The organism is Corynebacterium simulans (assembly GCF_001586215.1).
GTDB classification, from domain to species: Bacteria; Actinomycetota; Actinomycetes; order Mycobacteriales; family Mycobacteriaceae; genus Corynebacterium; species Corynebacterium simulans.
In genome coordinates this window covers 1,191,823-1,210,782 of the sequence record NZ_CP014634.1, presented here as the reverse complement: position 1 = coordinate 1,210,782, position 18,960 = coordinate 1,191,823, and the positions used below count along the sequence as shown (strand labels likewise).

General features: G+C 58.0%; 14 protein-coding genes. 5 read left to right on the top strand and 9 right to left on the bottom strand.

From position 1 onward, the window contains the following. Positions 1 to 3 precede the first annotated feature (3 nt). The 4 genes from WM42_RS05690 to leuA form a co-directional block, all read right to left on the bottom strand. Positions 4 to 1,542 (bottom strand): DNA polymerase III subunit epsilon, encoded by a 1,539-nt coding sequence (locus tag WM42_RS05690; RefSeq protein WP_062036196.1) that lies wholly within the window; start codon positions 1,540 to 1,542, stop codon positions 4 to 6. Between the two features lie 56 nt (positions 1,543 to 1,598). Continuing rightward, the gene (locus WM42_RS05685) at positions 1,599 to 3,293 is read right to left on the bottom strand and encodes a hypothetical protein (RefSeq protein ID WP_062036194.1); all 1,695 of its coding nucleotides are present in this window, start codon (positions 3,291 to 3,293) and stop codon (positions 1,599 to 1,601) included. A gap of 222 nt (positions 3,294 to 3,515) precedes the next feature. Further along, positions 3,516 to 4,415 (bottom strand): hypothetical protein, encoded by a 900-nt coding sequence (locus WM42_RS05680; protein ID WP_062036192.1) that lies wholly within the window; start codon positions 4,413 to 4,415, stop codon positions 3,516 to 3,518. A gap of 19 nt (positions 4,416 to 4,434) precedes the next feature. Continuing rightward, entirely contained in the window at positions 4,435 to 6,252 is a 1,818-nt protein-coding gene (gene leuA, locus WM42_RS05675) for a 2-isopropylmalate synthase (RefSeq protein WP_062036190.1), read from the bottom strand. Positions 6,253 to 6,567: 315 nt separating this feature from the next. Between leuA and WM42_RS05665 the strand changes: the two genes are divergently transcribed. After that, the gene (locus WM42_RS05665; protein ID WP_235591325.1) at positions 6,568 to 7,719 is read left to right on the top strand and encodes a hypothetical protein; all 1,152 of its coding nucleotides are present in this window, start codon (positions 6,568 to 6,570) and stop codon (positions 7,717 to 7,719) included. Here the strand turns inward: WM42_RS05665 and WM42_RS05660 are convergent. Further along, a complete protein-coding gene (locus WM42_RS05660) occupies positions 7,716 to 8,573 on the bottom strand; it encodes a DMT family transporter (RefSeq protein WP_062039213.1) in 858 nt (285 codons plus the stop codon). The two genes, WM42_RS05665 and WM42_RS05660, sit on opposite strands and share 4 nt — an antisense overlap. Before the next feature lie 259 nt (positions 8,574 to 8,832). On the opposite strand from WM42_RS05660, the gene WM42_RS05655 reads away from it, so the two are divergent. Both WM42_RS05655 and WM42_RS05650 read left to right on the top strand, forming a co-directional pair. After that, positions 8,833 to 10,098: an aspartate kinase gene (locus WM42_RS05655; RefSeq protein ID WP_062036186.1), complete on the top strand. Its 1,266-nt coding sequence runs from the start codon at positions 8,833 to 8,835 to the stop codon at positions 10,096 to 10,098. A 21-nt stretch (positions 10,099 to 10,119) separates the two neighbouring features. After that, a complete protein-coding gene (locus tag WM42_RS05650; protein ID WP_062036184.1) occupies positions 10,120 to 11,157 on the top strand; it encodes an aspartate-semialdehyde dehydrogenase in 1,038 nt (345 codons plus the stop codon). A 97-nt stretch (positions 11,158 to 11,254) separates the two neighbouring features. Here WM42_RS05650 and WM42_RS05645 read toward each other — a convergent pair whose 3' ends face one another. The 3 genes from WM42_RS05645 to WM42_RS05635 form a co-directional block, all read right to left on the bottom strand. Continuing rightward, complete coding sequence (locus tag WM42_RS05645; RefSeq protein WP_062036182.1) at positions 11,255 to 12,574, bottom strand: YkvI family membrane protein; 1,320 nt, start codon at positions 12,572 to 12,574, stop codon at positions 11,255 to 11,257. A 232-nt stretch (positions 12,575 to 12,806) separates the two neighbouring features. After that, the gene (locus WM42_RS05640; RefSeq protein ID WP_062036180.1) at positions 12,807 to 14,129 is read right to left on the bottom strand and encodes a YkvI family membrane protein; all 1,323 of its coding nucleotides are present in this window, start codon (positions 14,127 to 14,129) and stop codon (positions 12,807 to 12,809) included. 267 nt (positions 14,130 to 14,396) lie between these two features. Continuing rightward, a complete protein-coding gene (locus WM42_RS05635; protein WP_062036178.1) occupies positions 14,397 to 14,948 on the bottom strand; it encodes an RNA polymerase sigma factor in 552 nt (183 codons plus the stop codon). A gap of 185 nt (positions 14,949 to 15,133) precedes the next feature. Between WM42_RS05635 and WM42_RS05630 the strand changes: the two genes are divergently transcribed. Then, the gene (locus tag WM42_RS05630; protein ID WP_062036176.1) at positions 15,134 to 16,681 is read left to right on the top strand and encodes a catalase; all 1,548 of its coding nucleotides are present in this window, start codon (positions 15,134 to 15,136) and stop codon (positions 16,679 to 16,681) included. Positions 16,682 to 16,697: 16 nt separating this feature from the next. On the opposite strand, the gene WM42_RS05625 is transcribed toward WM42_RS05630, so the two are convergent. Then, entirely contained in the window at positions 16,698 to 17,222 is a 525-nt protein-coding gene (locus WM42_RS05625) for a hypothetical protein (protein WP_062036174.1), read from the bottom strand. A 114-nt stretch (positions 17,223 to 17,336) separates the two neighbouring features. Here WM42_RS05625 and WM42_RS05620 point away from each other — a divergent pair, with 114 nt between their 5' ends. After that, positions 17,337 to 18,767 carry a YhgE/Pip domain-containing protein gene (locus WM42_RS05620; protein ID WP_062036172.1) on the top strand — a complete coding sequence of 477 codons (1,431 nt, stop codon included), beginning with the start codon at positions 17,337 to 17,339 and terminating at the stop codon, positions 18,765 to 18,767. Positions 18,768 to 18,960: the final 193 nt, after the last annotated feature.

Below are 18,960 nucleotides of genomic sequence, written 5' to 3'. Positions count from 1 at the left end.
CGCCTAGTTTTGGCCGGAGTTTTTATTCTTGGCAGACCCATTTGCCCCGGAGCTGTTCTTTCCGGAGCTGGTTTGGCCCTTGTTGCCCTGCGAGTTTCCGCCCTTGGGCTTGCCACCACGCCGGCCACGGCCACCGCGGCCGCCACGGCGCCGCCGCCGTTTGTTGCCACCCGAGTTCCCAGAGCCGGATTTCTCCTCGTTCTTCGGATTGCCGCCGGGCTTGGCGTTGGAAGAATTGGGATTTTCGTTTGTTTGCTGACTATTGTTCTTCTGCTGGTTGCGGCCGGAGGATTTGCCCGAGCCCGACTTACGGCGCGAGCGCCGCCTATTAGCGCTGCCGGAGCGGCGATTATTGCTGTTCGGCACGTGTGCCTGAGCGCGATTATCGGAATCCTTCTCTGGCTCCGGCTCGATTGCTTCTTGGATGCGCTCGAGCGCTGCAAGGAAAGCAGTGTCAGACATCAGCGGGATGCCCTTGCGGTGGGCGTGCATGGGCTTGCCCACGAAATCGGTGGTGATGTTGCAAACCACCAGCGAGGATTCGCGCGTGAGCTTTTCCGAATAGTTGAGCTCTTCACGTGCGATAGCCGCGATGATGGTGTCTGGATCTTCCATGATCTCTGGCGCGACCACGATCTCCATGCCGCGGTGCAGCTCCTTGCCAGGAACGTATTTGCCCGGATTGTGGTGCTGACGTGGGGCTTCTGCGGCGTCGACACGCACGTGCGAGCGCTGCAAACCAAAGCGATCTGCGCGCAGCTCATCTGGCGCGTATGCACTACGCGTGCCGGTTGCTTGATGCTGATAGAGGCGGTACAGCAGCTGGGTTTGCTCGCGGGAGGTGGCGGCCTCGCTGCGTTGGGCACGTTCAACAGTTGCGGTGGGCGGAGCTACATCAAGGCCGCTGCGCTTGGCGACGGCCGCGAGGCGGACATCGTTATCCCACACCCCCTGGCGGCGGGCGGTGGCCAAAGTATCGACGATGCTGACCGGGGTAGGAACGTGGCCGACCTTCTGGCGGCGGCGCCTGCCCTTATTACGGTTGCGGTTTCGCGAGCGGTTCTGGCGCGCGGCGGCCATCATGGCGCGACGCGCCTCGGAGACGATGAAACCCCAGGTAAAAGGGGTATCGTGCACGATCAAGGTGCGGCCGTCAATTAGCCGATCAAGTGGCTTGAGCAGCCGCGAGAAAGACTGGCCTTCTGCTACTTCCTCAACGCTAAGCCCATGCAGGTGCCGTGGGCCCGGGTTGGTACCAGGGTTGATGATGGCGTGGAATTCTTGGCCTACCTCGTGCTTTTCGTTATAAGTCAGGGCATCGATGGCAACGAGGCGCCCGGTAGAAGGATGGATGCCGGTGGTCTGCACCGTGAGTGCGACGAAAGGGTAGGCAGCAACGGCCTCGGCCTGCGCTATTTCTTGCGCGCTTGGCTGCTTGCTTTCTTTGTCGGTGCTAGCCCGGCCGGGATTGTGCGGGCGGCCAGCAGCCAGCGCGGCCGGTGAAGGCGCGGGGGCTGGATCGGGGCCGGGGGTGGTGCTCATTGTTTTAAGTGTAGTACCCCGGCTGGACACGTTGGCTCAACGGGCGAGCGTGTGACCTAGCCGCGGATAATGATGGTGATGGTTCCTGGCGTGGTGGGCTTCCGGGTCGTTGACGTTGGGGAGGCCGGACGCGTGGTCGAGTTAGGAGTCGTGGATTCCTCGGTGGTGCATGCTTCCGTAGTTTCGGTGGTGCTTGCTTCCTTAGTTGGGGTAGGAGAGGTGGAAGTCGAGCTCGGCTCCGATGTCGTCGGCGTGGTGGAGGTTGCCGGTGGCTTCGAGATGTTTGGATCCGTGCGGGTAGGCGAAGGTGCAGTTCGCGTTGGCTCCTTTGCATTACGCGGTTGGGGAGAAGGCTCCTTCGTTGGGGTGGCCGGCGGAAGCGTCGGTACCGGCAGTGGCGCTGGAAGGTTCTGGTCGTCACCAGAAGCATGGCGCGGCGACGTTGGGCGGGAAGGAACGCGTGGGTTTTCCTTGTTGCCCTCGAGCATGGTCTGCGCATCTGGCGCAGCGAGGATGCGTTCGTCGGAATCCCGGGAGCCTTCGTCCGTGTTGGGTTCTGCGGTGGGTTCGACGGCGTCGGAAGTCTGCTTCCGTGTAGCTACAGCACTGCGGTCTTTGGTGCCTTCGCGGGAATCCTCGCGAGGCGTGGTGCGTGAGCTAGGCTCTGCCGTGGCTTTTTGGGCGCTGGAAGTGCCGAAAATGTCCCGGTAGGGCGAAAGGTCGCGTGGGAAGACTGAGTCCTCATAGGAGTGGCTTTGTGCTTCGGTAGCTTCTTCGCGAGCCTGCTCATCCACGGAAAAGATGGAGGCCGCGAGGTTAGCGCCACCGCCGACGATGATCGCTGCGCTGGCAGCGGCCACGAGTTTTAGTCCGGCACTGCCGCCGACGAGAGGCATGGAGGAAGCCTGCGAAGACATCAGCGCCGCGACTTCATTGTTGGTGGAGCCGAAGAAATTCACGTTGGTGTGTTCCTGCGCCTCTGCGCGGGCGGCAGCCACTGCGGAAAGGCCCATGGAAGCTGCAGTAGCAGCGCCGGCGACGCCAGCGACAACAGCACGCTTGTCATCAGACTGCTCATCGGCATAAACGACAAGGCGAGGCTTGCCCTCATCCATGCAGTAATAGGCGCGTGCTACGGCGAGCAGGCCACTGTTTTGGTAGCTCGAAACGGTATCGGCCAAACGGTGGGCGTCATCACGGCTAAGCGAGGCGATCTGCACACCATCGACCGCCACGTTGACGCTGCGGCGGCCAAAGAAACGGCGCGCATGCAGGGTGACCAAGAAGTGCTCGGCGGATTCTGGGAAGACGTCCATCTTGGACTGGAACTGAGTGATTGCCGCAGCCGTAGTGCCAGGCAGCATGGCCCAGCGCTCAGCCGGCGGGTTATTGACCGGAACACACAGGCCAGGGGCCGGTAGCTCGACATCGAAAGAAGGCCATTCCTCGCCATCAAACTCCACCATGGTTACGTGTGCGGTAACCAGAGGGCGCAAACCTGCATCGATGATCCAATCAAGCTCGGTATAAGCCGCAGCTTCTTCCCGTTCGAGGTAGCCGATGGTGGTGTCTTCGTAGCGGACACGGAAGCCTTCGGCAGAAGAGCCCGTGAGGTTGACCTCCACTGCAGGCTGTTCAGAGCCAGATTCTTCCATTAGCTCGACGAGGAAGTCTGGGCTTACTTCTTGGATGGGAATTCGATTTACATCGCCAAAACCATGGTTAGGGACCATGTAGTTTGTCGATTTCATCTGTATTCGCTTTCGTAGGGTGCGGGGAAGAAGTTTGGGAGTGGGGGTGCGAGTTTTAAGGAGAGAGACTTAGAGGGTCTGCTGCGCCTAGAGCGCGCTGACCCTCTAAAAGAAACTAATTCCACCCTACCGCCTCGTAGCTTTGAACTCAAACGTATAAGCGGCATTTGAGCAGGTCGAAAGGTTGCCGTGCGCTGACTGAGTTGGGCAATGAGCGTGCAATTAAAGGGCAATCAACACTGCGATCAAAACGGCGATGCAAACAATCACGAGGGCGAAGATGAGCCAGCTCTTATTGTTCTTTTTTGCCCGGGTGGAATCCGCTGTGGCCTTTTGCGGGAGCCGGTCGATACGGGACAAGTCTTCATCGGTGATGGCCTTGAAACTGGTGGTCTCAAAAGTGGCTGCAGCAGAGCTTGCGCTACGGGTGTTTTCCGCCAGTAGGCGTTCCTGGCCGGAGCCGTCGCGGGTTTCCTGTTCTATCTGCTTACCAGCATAAATGTTGAGCACTCGTCCGCCTTGGCGAGGGAAGTGGTAGGCATGGGCGAGCGTGCTTAGCCCCTGCTTGGCATGCTGGACGAGCAGGTCCGGAAGATAGTCCGGGTAGCTATCCAGCGTGCCGATGAATTGTGGGCCAAGATAAGCGCTGATGCGCTGCGGATCGGATTCGGCCGCGCGCAAGGTAACCAGCAGGTGGATTCGCCCAAACTGCGGAATGTCGACCTCGTCTGGGATATCCGTGATGCTTATCGCTGGGGCAAAAGAAAGCAGCGCCCACGGGTTGGACGGCGGATTATTCGCGGGCAGGCATAGGCCCGGACGCGGCAGCAACACCGTGGGCTGGGGGCTTTGGCGAAGTGTTACTGCTGGAGTCAGCTGGGCGTCGAAAAGCAGCTCTATCTCTGGGTACTCAGCCGCATCCTGAGGCACAATCAGACCTACGACGCCGGCGGCGGTCGCCACCTGCCAGGTGCCGTCAGGCTGCCTGGACAAAGTGGCGTTGACCTCTCGCTGTTTTGCTTCCGCAGAAGGCGAATTCTGGGATGCCGATGCGGGGTGCACGGGCAATTCCTGCACCGCGCCGAGCCCCAAGTGGGGGATGGGATAGAGCGATAAAGTCATGCCTCGACTTCTACCACCTTTAGCCCAGCGCGCGGTTGACCGCCGAATTGATGGCGAAAATCGAAGCACGCGTGGTGGAGCCGGCAATGCCAGCGCCCCACACCTTGGTGCCGTTGACGTCGGCGGCAATGTAGCAGGCAGCCTCGGCGTCGTCGCCAGCGCTACGCGATTGCTGTGCGTACTCGATTACCTCGAAATCAATTCCCAGCGCTTCGAGGGCATTGGCGTAGGCCGCAATCGGACCGTTGCCGTGGCCGGAAACCACAGACTCCACCTCGTTGTAGATGACTGTCGCGGTGACCTTGGCTTCGGCGTCGTCGCCTACCGCGTTATCGATCTGGAAGCTCTTGTGTGCAAGCGGTGCCTCGCGGCCCAGGAACTCGGTGGCGAAGATATCCCACATACCCTTGGAACCGACCTCGCCGCCTTCGGCATCCGTGACTTCTTGGACCACGGCGGAAAATTCTGCCTGCATCGTGCGCGGCATATGAATGCCGTGATCGGTCTTCATGATGTAGGCAACGCCGCCCTTGCCAGACTGGGAGTTCACGCGGATAACAGCCTCGTAGTCGCGCCCGACGTCCTTCGGATCGATTGGCAGGTAAGGCACCTCCCATTCGGTCTCGCGCAGCTCTTCCCACGAGACATCCGTGTTGATGGCGCCGGGGCGTACCTCGTTGGCCAGGGCGTCGAGGCCCTTGTTGATGGCGTCCTGGTGGGAACCGGAAAAGGCGGTAAAGACCAGCTCGCCGCCGTAGGGGTGGCGCTCAGGAACGCGCAGCTGATTGCAGTACTCTACGGTATCGCGGATAGTGGGCAGGTCGCTGAAATCAATTTGTGGATCGACGCCTTGGGTGAGCATGTTCAGGCCCAGCGCCACCAGATCCACATTGCCGGTGCGCTCGCCGTTGCCGAACAGGCAGCCCTCGATGCGGTCCGCGCCCGCCAGATAACCCAGCTCGGCAGCCGCGATGCCGGCACCGCGGTCGTTGTGTGGGTGCAGCGACAGGATGATGCTTTCTCGCTTGGCCAGGTTGCGGTGCATCCATTCGATGGAATCCGCGTAGACGTTCGGCGTAATCATCTCCACTGTGGAAGGCAGGTTGATGATCATTGGGTGCTCGGGCGTGGGCTCCATGATTTCAACCACGGCGTCGCATACCTCTCGGGCAAATTCTAGCTCCGTGCCGGTGAAAGACTCCGGGGAGTATTCCCAGCGCCAGTTCGTGTCGGGGTAGTCCTGGGCTACTTCTTTGATGAGCGCTGCGGCGTCGCAAGCCAGCTTCTTGATTGCAGGGCGGTTTTTGCGGAAGACCACGCGGCGCTGCAGCTTCGAGGTGGAATTGTAGAAGTGCACGATGACGTTTTTGGCGCCCGCGCAGGCCTCAAAGGTGCGCCGGATTAAGTGCTCGCGTGCTTGCACCAGGACTTGGATGGTGACGTCTTCAGGGATCTTGTTCTGCTCGATGATCTCGCGCACGAAGTTGAAGTCGGTCTGAGATGCGGAAGGAAAACCTACCTCGATTTCCTTGTAGCCCATCTTGACCAGCAGGTCGAACATGCGGTGCTTGCGCTGCGGGCTCATGGGGTCGATCAGCGCTTGGTTGCCATCGCGCAGATCGACCGCGCACCACTGTGGAGCGCAAGTGATTTTCTTATCCGGCCAAGTGCGGTCCGGCAGCTGAATGTCTTCTACTTCTTGGGCAAAGCTGCGGTAGCGGTGGGTGGGCATTGCGGAACCGCGCTGCTTATTCCAGGCGGGCTGGTTCTTGCCAAAGTCGCCGTTGGGGGTGGTGATTTCGCGTGGGGCGGTGATAAAAGAATCGTTGGGAGCCATGATTTGTCCTTGTTGCTTCGTTAAGGAAGTGGATAAAGAGGTACCGTTTGGCCAGCAGCGGCGGGGGTGGGAAGGCGCAGTTTGGATGCGCGTTGTGAAAACCCGCGACGGGGGCGCTGGCCGGTGGGTTTTGAAAGGCCTAAATCCCGCCGCGGCAAATAAGGAGGAGGCTCTGCCGCATAGTCATGTGAATCACACTAACGCGTTTCTCATGATGTGGCAAGAGTTCCCACATAATGGGATCTCCTTTTTGGGGTGGGATAATTCCACGCAAATCGAGGTGGGGTCTGAAGCATGCCGATAACATTGCATAACGTGCACGAAGTCAAGAATGTGGCCGGCGCAGAAGTAGCGCATAGCGTGGCCCCTCGTCTCGGTAGGCAGGATTGGATTGCCGCGAGTCTAATTGCTGTGCTGGGCAACCTCCTGCGGATTGGGGTGCTGGCCCTTTTTGCGCAGGCTAACGAAGATAACTTAGGCGGCCTGCTGACCAAATGGGACGCAAAGTACTACACGGAGATTGCCCGTGCTGGTTACTTCGGTGCTGACGTTGCCGCGGACGGAAACGTCAATGAAGTAACGATGGCCTTCTTCCCGGGCTTTCCACTCGTCATAAAGGCGGGCAGCTTCTTTGTTGCGAATGAAGCTGCCGTCGCCATTGTTCTGAACTTCCTCTTCACTTTTCTCATGGCTGCGGGCGTCATGGCCATCGCGCAGCGCATGGGGGCCGGTTTTAAGGCCCGCGCGGTTGCCGCCATCGCCGTGACCAGCGCCCCGATGTCCATCGTGTTCGCCATGCCCTACACGGAGGCGCTCTTCGGCGCGCTGGTGATGTGGATGCTCGTTGCCTTGCTGGATGAAAAGTGGTGGCTGGCCGGCCTTTTAGGCTTTGCGCTTTCCGCAGTGCGGCTCACGTCTATCGACGTCCTCGTGGTCTTTGCCCTCATCGTATTATTCAAGGCCGTCCGCGAGTGGAAGGCCTGGCTGAGCCTCATCTTCGCAGCGATTCCATTGGGTGCTTACCTGACGTGGGCGAATAGCTATCTCGGGCAGGCAGGTGGCTACTTTGGCATCCAAGAAAAACACTGGAACTCCCATTTCGATTTCGGTGCGGCAACGCTCAAGTGGATATGGTCCACGCTTTTGACCTCTGACAACGTGGGCTATCTGCTTTCCGCGCTCGTAATCGTCGGCGCGCCCATCCTGTTGCTCTTGGGCTGGCGGCGCTTGCCAGCGCCGGTTTGGCTTTTCGCCGCCGCGCTCATAGCGAATGTTTTGTTCTCTGATGGCATCATGCATTCGCGCCCACGCCTGCTTTTGCCCGCGGCGGTCTTGTTTATTCCATGGGCAATCAAGCTGGCTAATTCCGTGATCACCCGCAGCACCGCAGCGCTATGCGGCGCCTATGTTCTCTTCGGTGCGTGGTTTTCGGCGCACATGCTTGCCGTATTCGAGTGGGCTATTTAGCTCTGGATCTGCCGCGTGGAGGAGCCCACTGGGCGGCGCGACAAGATGACCGTGCCTAGGATCATCACGGCTAGAGCTAAGGACATGAGCGTCCAGCCCGCCAGCGAATCAACCTGGAATTGCTCGCCCAAGACCACGTAGCCCAAGCCAAAAGCAACGATGGGCTCCATGATGGTCATAGCTGGCAGGGATTGCTTTAGCGCACCGGCGTGGAAAGAATATTGCTGGAGCACGGTTCCGCCGCCGGCGAGGGCGATTAAGCCCCAAAACTGCCAGGACACCAAGAGCTGGCCAAGGTCCTCGTGGGAGAAGATGTCCACCACGGACTTAGATAGCAGCGCCACATAGCCGTAGAGGATGCCGCAGGAAGTTCCCAAGGCCAAGGCGCGCCGGGCGGGGAAGCGCCACGCTAGGAAGCCGAGCAGCGCCAAGCCCAGTGCGCCGCACAGCAGTGGCGGCCACCATTGCGAAAGGGAGGGGCGCGGATCGCCGGCAACGGGGCGGCCGTAGACCACCAAGATGCCCACTGCGATAGTCAGCGCGCTGCACCAGAAGATTTCATGAAAAGACAGCGACCGCTTGGAATACCAGGCAGAAAGCGGCAACGTGAACATCAGCGAGAGCACCAAGATGGGCTGAACTACCAGCAGGGTGCCAAAGCCTAGGGCGACAATCTGCAGGCCATAAGCCACAATGGCGGCAAGTGTGCCGACCCACCACACGGGATTGCGCATCGCGGTGCGCATGACCGAGCCGGAGGCTTCAAGTGCGATCCGGTGACGGACTACCGTGCCCCAAGCCACGGTGAGCGCGGAGGCAAGGGCAAAGAAAACCGCCAAGAGATTGCTGAACACCTCCACCACCGTAGTAGGTAGTCGCCCTTTTTAACGAATACTGCTCACGGGTGAAAATAAATGTTTCAAAGTCGTTAGGTTTGCCTCTTTTGGTGCGGTGAATAAAAACACTTTGATCCCCTTCACATATTGTGAAAGGAAGTACCTCGTCGGGGTAGCATGGACAACTGACTAATGCACGACAGGTATAGCGGGGCTTATCGGGCCTGTGGCTATAGGCTGTCGCGGGAAGCGCACAGTGAAAGGTGGATATCCCAACGTGGCCTTAATCGTTCAAAAATACGGAGGTTCCTCCCTCGAAACCGCGGATCGCATCCGCGCCGTCGCCGAGCGCATTGTGGCTACCAAGAAGGCAGGCAACGACGTGGTTGTTGTCTGCTCCGCCATGGGGGACACCACCGATGAACTCCTCGACCTTGCTGCCCAGGTCAACCCAGTGCCACCGCAGCGTGAAATGGACATGCTGCTTACCGCCGGCGAGCGCATTTCTAACTCCCTGGTTGCTATGGCCGTGGAATCCTTCGGCGCCGAGGCGCAGTCCTTCACTGGCTCTCAGGCAGGCGTGCTTACCACGGAGCGCCACGGCAACGCGCGCATCGTGGACGTCACGCCGGGCCGCATCACCGAGGCCCTGGACCAAGGCAAGATCTGCATCGTCGCTGGTTTCCAGGGCGTTAATAAGGAAAGCCGCGACGTCACCACCTTGGGCCGCGGCGGTTCCGACACCACTGCGGTAGCCCTTGCCGCTGCGCTGCACGCCGATGTTTGCGAGATCTATTCCGACGTCGACGGTGTCTACACCGCAGACCCACGCATCGTGCCGAACGCGCAGAAGCTCGAGAAGCTCTCCTTCGAGGAGATGCTGGAGATGGCAGCCGTCGGCTGCAAGATTCTGGTTCTGCGTAGTGTGGAATACGCCCGCGCATTCGATCTGCCCCTGCGAGTTCGCTCGTCTTATTCAAACGACCCCGGCACTTTGGTGGCCGGTTCAATGGAGGATATCCCTGTGGAAGAAGCAGTACTGACTGGTATCGCGACCGATACCTCTGAAGCAAAGGTCACCGTTCTGGGCATTCCGGATCGTCCAGGGGAGGCCGCCAAGATCTTCCGCGCCATCGCGGAGGCGGAGATCAACATCGATATGGTCCTGCAAAACGTCTCCTCCTTGGAATCCGGAACCACCGACATCACCTTCACCTGCCCGCGCGCGGATGGCCCGCGTGCCATGGAGATTTTGACCAAGCTCAAGAATGAGAGCCACTGGGCAAACGTGCTTTACGACGACCAGGTGGGCAAGGTTTCCTTGGTCGGTGCCGGAATGAAGTCGCACCCAGGGGTCACCGCAGACTTCACCGAGGCGCTTCGCGACGCCGAGGTAAACATGGAGCTCATCTCCACTTCGGAGATCCGCATCTCCGTGCTGGTGCGAGAGCTGGAACTGAACAAGGCAGCCATTGCGCTCCACGAGCGCTTCCAGCTCGGGGGCGAGGAAGAAGCTACCGTTTACGCTGGCACGGGCCGTTAATTTAGGAAGAAGGAATTTTTCATGACCACCGTTGCAGTTGTTGGTGCTACCGGCCAGGTGGGACGCGTCATGCGTTCCATCTTGGAGGAGCGGAATTTCCCAGCTGACAAGGTTCGTTTCTTTGCCTCGCCGCGTTCTGCTGGCCAGGAACTGGTGTTCCGTGGCGAGAAGGTTGTGGTTGAGGATCTCTCGCAGGTAACCGAGGAATCCGTCGCTGACGTCGACATTGCTTTGTTCTCTGCCGGCGGCGCTACTTCGCTCGATTGGGCCCCGGTCTTTGCCGCTGCAGGCGCAATCGTGGTGGATAATTCCTCCGCATACCGCAAGGACCCCGAAGTTCCGCTCATTGTCTCTGAGGTAAACCCCGAGCAGGCAAAGAACCTGCCGAAGGGCATCATTGCTAATCCGAATTGCACCACCATGGCCGCAATGCCGGTTCTTAAGGTCTTGCACGATGCTGCCGGCCTGAACCGTTTGCACGTGTCTTCTTATCAGGCAGTTTCTGGCTCTGGCTTGGCTGGTGTTGAGGCCTTGACCAAGCAGGCCGCCGAGATTGGAGATCGCAACGTAGAGCTTGTCCATGATGGCTCCGTTCTCGAGGTCTCTGAGGAAGAGCTTGGCCCATACGTTGCGCCGATTGCTTTCAACGCGCTGCCTTTCGCTGGCAACTTGGTTGATGATGGCTCCGAGGAAACCGATGAGGAGCAGAAGCTGCGCAACGAGTCGCGCAAGATCCTGGGTATTCCTGAGCTTAAGGTTGCTGGCACCTGCGTGCGCATCCCGGTATTTACCGGCCACACCCTGACGATGCATGCGGAGTTCGACAAGGCAATCACTCCGGACGAGGCACGCCGCCTGCTTGGCGACGCCCCCGGTGTCAAGGTCGTCGACGTTCCGACCCCGCTTGCTGCCGCAGGCGTGGACGAGTCCTTGGTGGGCCGTATCCGCCAGGATCAGTCCGTTGATGACAACAAGGGCCTCGTGCTGGTTGTTTCCGGCGATAATCTGCGCAAGGGCGCAGCTTTGAACACGATTCAGATTGCTGAGTTGTTGGTCTAGCGCGCGGACCCAAAACAAAGCCATAAAACACAGAAAGGAGCTTGTACATCCAATAAACGGATGTACAAGCTCCTTTTTAGCTATCTACTTCGGATTCTTACTTTGGTACTTCCGGCTTGGTGTGCTCGACGAAGACCACGGAAGGATCTGGGTCCTCGCGGTCATACTCGAGTTCTTCGTCTGCTTCGAGATCTTCGTGGATTTCTTCTTCGACGGTATCGACAAACTCCGCAGTTTCCATGTTGGAGGCCGTGGCCAAGGTGCGCAGTTCCTTCTCATTCTTCTTGGTAAAGTGCTCGCGCGGATCAAGGCGACGCTGCACCAGCGTACGAGCACGCGTACGGCGGTCTGATTCCTTTACCATCTTGCCGCGATTCTTAACCCAGCCAAAGAGCATGATAGCGATGACCACCAAGCCGCCGTAGCCAAGAATTGGATAAATCAGTCCGACGAGGTCCTTGAAATCAGCGAAGGACAACGCAAAGCCAAAGAGGCAGGTGATGAGATAGACGGGGTAAAAGCGCTTCTCATGGCCGCGCGTCAGGCGTTTAGCCAGCGCGTAGAACATGCCCACTGCGGTGTTGAAGATCATGCCGTAAATGACAAAAGTCATTCCGTAACCCAGCGCTGGGTGGATGGTGTTAATCAATGCTAGGACAGGCATTGCCTGGCCATTTACCTGCGGTGCGGCAAAGAATAGGGCGCAGACCAGCAACGCCAGCATGAACAGGAAAATAGCGCCACCAATAACACCGCCTAGGCCGACGGTCTTGTTATCCAAGAAGTTTCCGCCAATCACAATGGCCATGGAAACGGTGCAAATAGCGGTTAGGCCAGTGTAATTAAGCGAGGCGATCCAAGGATTAGCGATTGCCGGATCAACGTTGTGGATGGCGTAGTTGTTTGCTTCCTCAAAGGTCGCTTGGTTCGTCACCAAAGTGTAGATAGTGACGAAGCCGATGAAGGCGATGATAAAAGGCGTGATAAAGCCCAAGACAGCGGTGACTTTATCGACGTCGAGAAGCCCCGTGATGAGCACCAGCACCAGCATGATCAAGGAGCCCACCCACGTTGGGAGGGAAGGGAATTGCTGGGCGAGGTTGGCGCCGCCGCCGGCGAACATGACAAAGCCCACCGCAAAAAGCGTGATGATGGTGGCCCAGTCGAGGATCTTCGAGGTGATAGGCGCGGTGATTTGGGAGTAAACAGCGGTATGCTCCGAAGCCTGGAAATAGGATCCAAGCTGTAGGAAAGCGATGCCTGCGACGACCATGAGGGCGGCGGCCAATACCATGCCCCACAATCCGAGCGTGCCGAAGGATACAAAATATTGCATGGCTTCCTGGCCGGAGGCAAAGCCAGCGCCGACCATAACGCCAATAAAGGCCATGGAGATGGCTACTGCGCGTTTAAACATAAGATGTGGGGAGTCTCGCTATCTCACACGCGCCGGGAGGGTAAGTCCGCGCTCATCATTTTGCAGGCTGTGCTTTTGTGTGCGGGGCGTTTGCTGCCATGGTGGCGCAAGACCGGTTCGACGTTCGATTTATCACGTGTGCGTTGTAAAACATTAGGCGTATGAGCTGGGTTAGGCCAACTCATACGCCTTGGAAAGGTCTGCTTAAGCAGGAAGGGGAGAGAGCTTTGTATTAGTCTCGTGGAACTTCTGGCTTGGTGTGCTCGACGAAGACAACTGAAGGATCAGGATCTTCACGGTCGTACTCGAGCTCGTCATCTGCCTCGAGCTCCTCGTGGATTTCTTCGGCAACGGTGTCCTCAAACTCGTCGGTCTTCATATTGGAAGCGGCCGCGAGCTTTGCGAGCTCCTTCTGGTTCTTCTTGGTGAAGTGCTCGCGCGGGTCGAGCTTGCGCTGGACCAGGGTGCGAGCACGCACTCGACGTTTGCTTTCGGAAGTAATTTTGTCGCGCTTTATAACCCAGTTGAAGACCATAACGGCAATCATCAGCAGGCCAAGGTAGCCCAAGATTGGGTAGATGTTGCTGACCAAAGACTTGAAACCGACGAAGGAAAGAATGAAACCGATGATGCAGGAAGCGGCATAGACTGGGTAGAAAAGCTTCGGCTTCTTACGGGTCAGGCGCTTGCCCAGCGCGTAGAACATGCCCACTGCGGTGTTAAAGACCATGCCGTAAATGACAATCGTCATCACATAGCCCAGAGACGGGTGAATGGTGTTGATGAGCTCTAGAACCGGCAGATCTTTTGCATGCACGGTCGGTGCCACCATGAATAGGGAGGCCACGAGCAGTGTCAGCAGAAGCAGGTAGATAAAGCCGCCGATGAGGCCACCGATGCCCACTGCACGATTGTCGAGGATGTTGCCGCCGATGACGATGGACATGGATACCGCGCACATGACGTTCAGGCCGGTGTAGTTCAGGGCGGCGAGCCACCAGTTGCCCAGCGTGGTGTCAACGTTATTCGTGGCGAATTCGTTGAGGTGGCTCCAATCAACGTCGGCGGTGGCGATGGTATAGCCGGTGGCCAAGACGATAAAGATGATGATGAATGGAGTAATGGTGCCGATGACTGCGGTGACGCGGTCAACGTCGAGCAGGCCGACGAGCAGGACGAGCACCAACATCAGCGTTGCACCTACCCAAATCTTTATGTCTGGGAATTGCTGCGTGATGGTGGATCCGCCACCGGCGAACATCACGAAGCCGATGGAAAAGAGCGTGGCAATCGTGGACCAGTCCAAGATCTTGGAGGTAATTGGTCCGGAAATTTTGTCGTACACCGCCGTGTGCTCTGTGGCCTGGAAATAAGATCCCAGCTGCAAAATTGAAATGCCGGTGATGATCATCAACCCGGCAGCCAGCGCTACGCCCCAGAAACCAGTGGTTCCGAAGGCTACGAAGTACTGCATAGCTTCCTGGCCCGAGGCAAAGCCCGCGCCGACAACAACACCGATAAACGCCATGGAGATAGCCAATGCGCGTTTCATCATGAGGAGATTTCTCGCATTCTCACACGCGCCGGGCAAAAAGAAATGCGCGCATTTTTGTAGCGCGCTGGCCCGGGTCGACCTTCGATTTGTCACGTGTGTTTTTAAGCCATGCTACTTTTCTTTAATGCCTTTCATCCAGACAATTTTCTAAAAGTGCACAGAAATTTCGCGAAAACTTCTTGGGTTCCAGCGCTAAAATCGCAGCTAATTGTACCGAAAGTGAAGCCTGGTAAATAGTAGGTAACGATTCGCGCTAATGATTCCTGGCTAGGCTCCTGTACCTTCGATGAGGTCTTTGCGGGCGCGGGCAACGCGGGAACGAATCGTGCCGATGCGTACGCCAGCGATTTTGGCTGCTTCTTCGTAGGAATAGCCCAGTACTTGGGTGAGGATGAGGGCTTCGCGGCGGTCTGCGGGCAGGGCGTCGATTAGCGTGCGGGCGTCGATCCAATCGCTCCACGCTCCGGAGTTCTCGGTCGAAGGCGTCTGTGCCGCTGCGTCTTCATATTCCGTTGCAGCCTTTCGCGGGCGCGCCATGTCGTGGCGAATGTTGTCCACCCATACGCGGCGCGCGAGGGAAAGCAACCAGGTGCGTGCTGAGGAGCGCGCGGCGAAGCGGGGGAGCGCGCTGATGACTCGTAGGTACGTCTCTTGGGTGAGATCGTCTGCGATTTCCGCGCCGCCTAGGTGCGCGAGAAGACGCCACACATCATCCTGAGTGGACTTAATAAACTCCGTGAGAGCTGCGCGATCGCCGCGGCCGGCCTTGAGCGCAAGGTCAGTGACGCGGGCGTCGTCATGCTCGGAGTGGTGTTTCACCAAAATGAACTTACCAGGATGAACGCTAAATTAGATTTCCCTGGCAGAACTTATTAATTCGCTGATTTTTGTTGCGAGGGCCTATTAAGCGGGGTAGGTTATTGCTTGTCCGTGATTGATAATCCACCCCAAATTATCAACAATTTTATTGACTAGTTCCCGCTAGTTTTCTTAGGAGGCTTTCCATGACTAACTCTGAAGCTGACAAGGTCCTCGACAAAGGCCAGCGCCCCGCAGGCGGCCCAAATACCACCAGCCCTTCCGGTCAGCCGGTTGCTACCGAGAATACCAGCATTACCGCAGGTCAGAACGGCCCAGTTGTTCTCAATGACATTCACCTGATTGAGAAGCTTGCGCACTTCAATCGCGAGCGCGTGCCAGAGCGCACCCCGCACGCAAAGGGCCATGGCGCCTTTGGCGAGCTGCACATCACCAACGATGTCTCGCGCTACACCAAGGCGAAGCTCTTTCAACCAAACACTGTCACCCCAATGATGGGCCGTTTCTCCACCGTTGCTGGCGAGCAGGGATCTCCGGATACCTGGCGCGATGTGCACGGCTTCGCACTGCGTTTCTATACCGAGGATGGCAACTACGACATCGTCGGCAACAACACCCCGGTCTTCTTCCTGCGTGACGGCATGAAGTTCCCTGACTTCATTCACTCCCAGAAGCGTCTCGGCGTCAACGGCCTGCGTGACGCGGATATGCAGTGGGACTTCTGGACCCGCAACCCAGAGTCCACCCACCAGGTCACCTACTTGATGGGTGACCGCGGTACCCCGAAGACCACCCGCCACCAGAACGGCTACGGCTCCCATACCTTCCAGTGGGTCAACGAAGAAGGCGAGGCCTTCTGGGTGAAGTACCACTTCAAGTCTCGCCAGGGTGTTGAGAACTTCACTGATGCTGAGGCAGGTGAGATGGCAGGCAAGAACGCCGACTATCACCGCGAGGATCTCTACAACGCCATCGAAGAAGGCGACTACCCAATCTGGGACGTCAAGGTTCAGATCATGCCGCTTGCTGAAGCAGCTGAATACCGCTTCAACCCGTTCGACCTCACCAAGGTTTGGTCCAAGAAGGACTACCCACTGGTTGATGTCGGATACTTTGTGCTCAACCGCAACCCACGCAACTTCTTCGCGCAGATCGAGCAGGTTGCTTTGGATCCTTCCAACCTAGTCCCAGGCATCGGCCTTTCTCCGGACAAGATGCTGCAAGCTCGTGTCTTTGCTTATGCTGACCAGCAGCGTTACCGCATTGGGCCGAACTACAAGCAGCTGCCAGTTAACCAGCCACTGAATGCGGACAAGGTCAACACCTACGAGCACGAGGGAAGCATGCAGTTCCTCTTCAATGCTCCTGAGGATCCGGTTTACTCCCCGAACCGCCACGCAAAGGGCGGCGGCTACCTCGACGGTGACGTCAACGACCGTAGCCAGCTAGAGACCACCACCGCTCCGGATCTCTACGTCAACCCGGACCCAGCAGGTTTGGACTTGGTTCGCGCACCGTATGTCCGCCACGCTGAGGATTCCGATACCGCGCAGGCAACCGACCTGTACGAGAACGTCTACAACGACGAGGAGAAGGAGCGCATGGCGGACAACATTACCAACGCCATGGCTGGTGTTTCCTCCGAGACCGAGGAGCGCATCTACGCTTACTGGGGCGCAGTTTCCCCACGCCTAGAAAAGCGCGTTCGCGAGCTCTTCGCAGAGAAGAACTAGCACGTACTACAACCTCTTAATCACAGGCCTGAGCGTCCGCTGCCATAGCGTCGCTCAGGCCTCGTGCTTTCATGCCTTCGACGTCATAGCAGGGGCCCTGCATGCCGCTACTAGTGGTGCCGATGTGAGGTTCACCCTTCCACTTTTGGCCATCCCAATAAGCCCAGGCGAACCAATCGGTATTGCGCTGGGCAATGTATGCCCACGAACCGTCACAATCGATAACAGTCATGTTGCTCATCGAGGTGTTGGCCTGCTGAAGTGCATCGACTGAGCAGCTGCCTTTGCTTTGCGCCTGTGGCGTATCTGGCGCTGGCTGCTCCGGCTCGACCGTGGCGGTGACGGTCTTGGTTGTCGGGGCGGGCTGATCTTCGGCCTTGCTGCTGGTGGTGGTTGGGGTCTCACTAGTGGCGGTTTCTTTTGCGGCCGCGTTGGATTCGGCTGCTGCGAACTGCGGCTCGCTATCTGCAGTGTCTTTGGGGGAGCAGGCGGTGAGTGGAAGAAGTGCGGCTAGGGGGAGAATCAGTAGGGAACGTTTCATGGGCTAAATCCTATGATCAGTTGGTTGGAAGTTTTGGGATTTCTGTATCTTTGCCCCGACTTAAAACGGCGCGCCTGCGTTGTTTGCGGTGGTGGGAGCGATATTTTTTAAAGGATGAACTCCCGCCTTGCTGATTTGCCGTCCCGTCCCTCGCGCCTGCGTGGCGCACTTCTGTGCTTGCTGGTGGTTCTGCCCTTGGTGGTAGGTGCCATTGTGACAGGCGTGACGGGGTGGGATGCCTCACGTGCGTGGTCGAGTGAGGGAACCGGTGCGCCGACAGAAGGTCAAGCAGGTGCGGCGTCGTTAAGCGAGGCGGCGCGTGCCGCAAGCCAGGCGCAGGCCCAGGCTGGCTTTTTGAAGTCGGGAACCCAGCAGCTTTCCACCGGCACGGGCAAGCTGAAGGATGGTGCTGGTGAGCTGGGCGGTGGCGTCGACAAGCTCAGCGCCGGATCGCAGGAGCTTTACGACGGCCTGATTCAGCTGCAGTCCGGCACCAACCAGCTGGGCAATGGTGCAACTGAGGTGGCAAACGGCGTGGGTAACGCAGTGGATCAAATTACAGGTCTTACCGTGGTGCAGGGCCAGCTGCTGGCCGCCATCGACGGCACGCTGAAGGACCTTGAGGGAAATAATTCCCCCGAGGCGCGCAACATCAAGTCGCAGCTCGGGGACCTGCGCAATCAAGTCAATAATTTTCAGATTGACCAGAATCTAACTAATCAACTTAAGCGCTTGAAGGATGGCTCACGGGAGCTTTCCAATCAGCTCGCGGTTAACGGCTATGCCTATCACGATGGCGTGTATAAGGCAGCGGATGGCGCCAAGCGTTTGAACGATGGCACCAAGGAGCTTAATTCCAAGGTTGATGAGGCTCTCGGCGGCATCGACAAGCTGGACAAAGGTGCCAAGCGTGTTGACGGCATGGCGAAGCAGAACCAAACCAAGGTGCAGGATGTGCAGCGTGCGTTGCCGGCTGCCGCGGATGGTCAGGGTGCGGAAGTAAAGATGCTGAGCCCCATCGTGGCGCTGCTTATCGCGGCGATGGTCTCGCTCGGTGGAACTGCCCTGGGCGCTTATGTGGTGCGTTCGCGGAAGCCTTGGCTGAGCCTTCTTGCTGGTGTAGTTGTGCTGACTGCCGCGGCTGAGATTGTCTTTATGATTCTGGCTACCGGCGTTGATGGCATGGCTGCGGGGCTGGCTGCTGCCATGGCTGCGGCGACCGCGCTGGGAAGCGCTGGTCTTACGGCAGTGGTGCTGCACTACTTCCCGAAGATCGGCGCCGGTGTAGTCATTGTCCTTGGTTTGCTGCAACTTGCTGCGGTGGGCTGGTTCTGGAAGTCTGCAACTGCCGCCACCGCTGTGGCCGGGGTGTGGAAGACCGTGATGGGCTTGCTGCCAATGCACTGGTCAACGGTTGGCTTTACGGTTGCCGGTAACTCGGGGCAGCTGAGCCTCGCGTGGATCGGGCTTGGCATCCTTGTAGCAGTTGGAATTTTTTCGATAGGTATTATGAAGCGCGGCTTTTCGGCGAAACGAAAAGGCTAAGACGCTAAATGTACTGACTAATTGGTTTTTCTAAAATTAGACCAAACATGCAATTTTGTGATTCCTTCTGTGGAAACTTTTGATTGGTTACCGTTTTGTTTCCAATCGGTGCTAGAGTGAATCTTGCTCACAATGCCTACTTAGGGGGTAGGCAAACGGTTTCTCCAATCCGTTGTGAGTGATAGGGAATAGG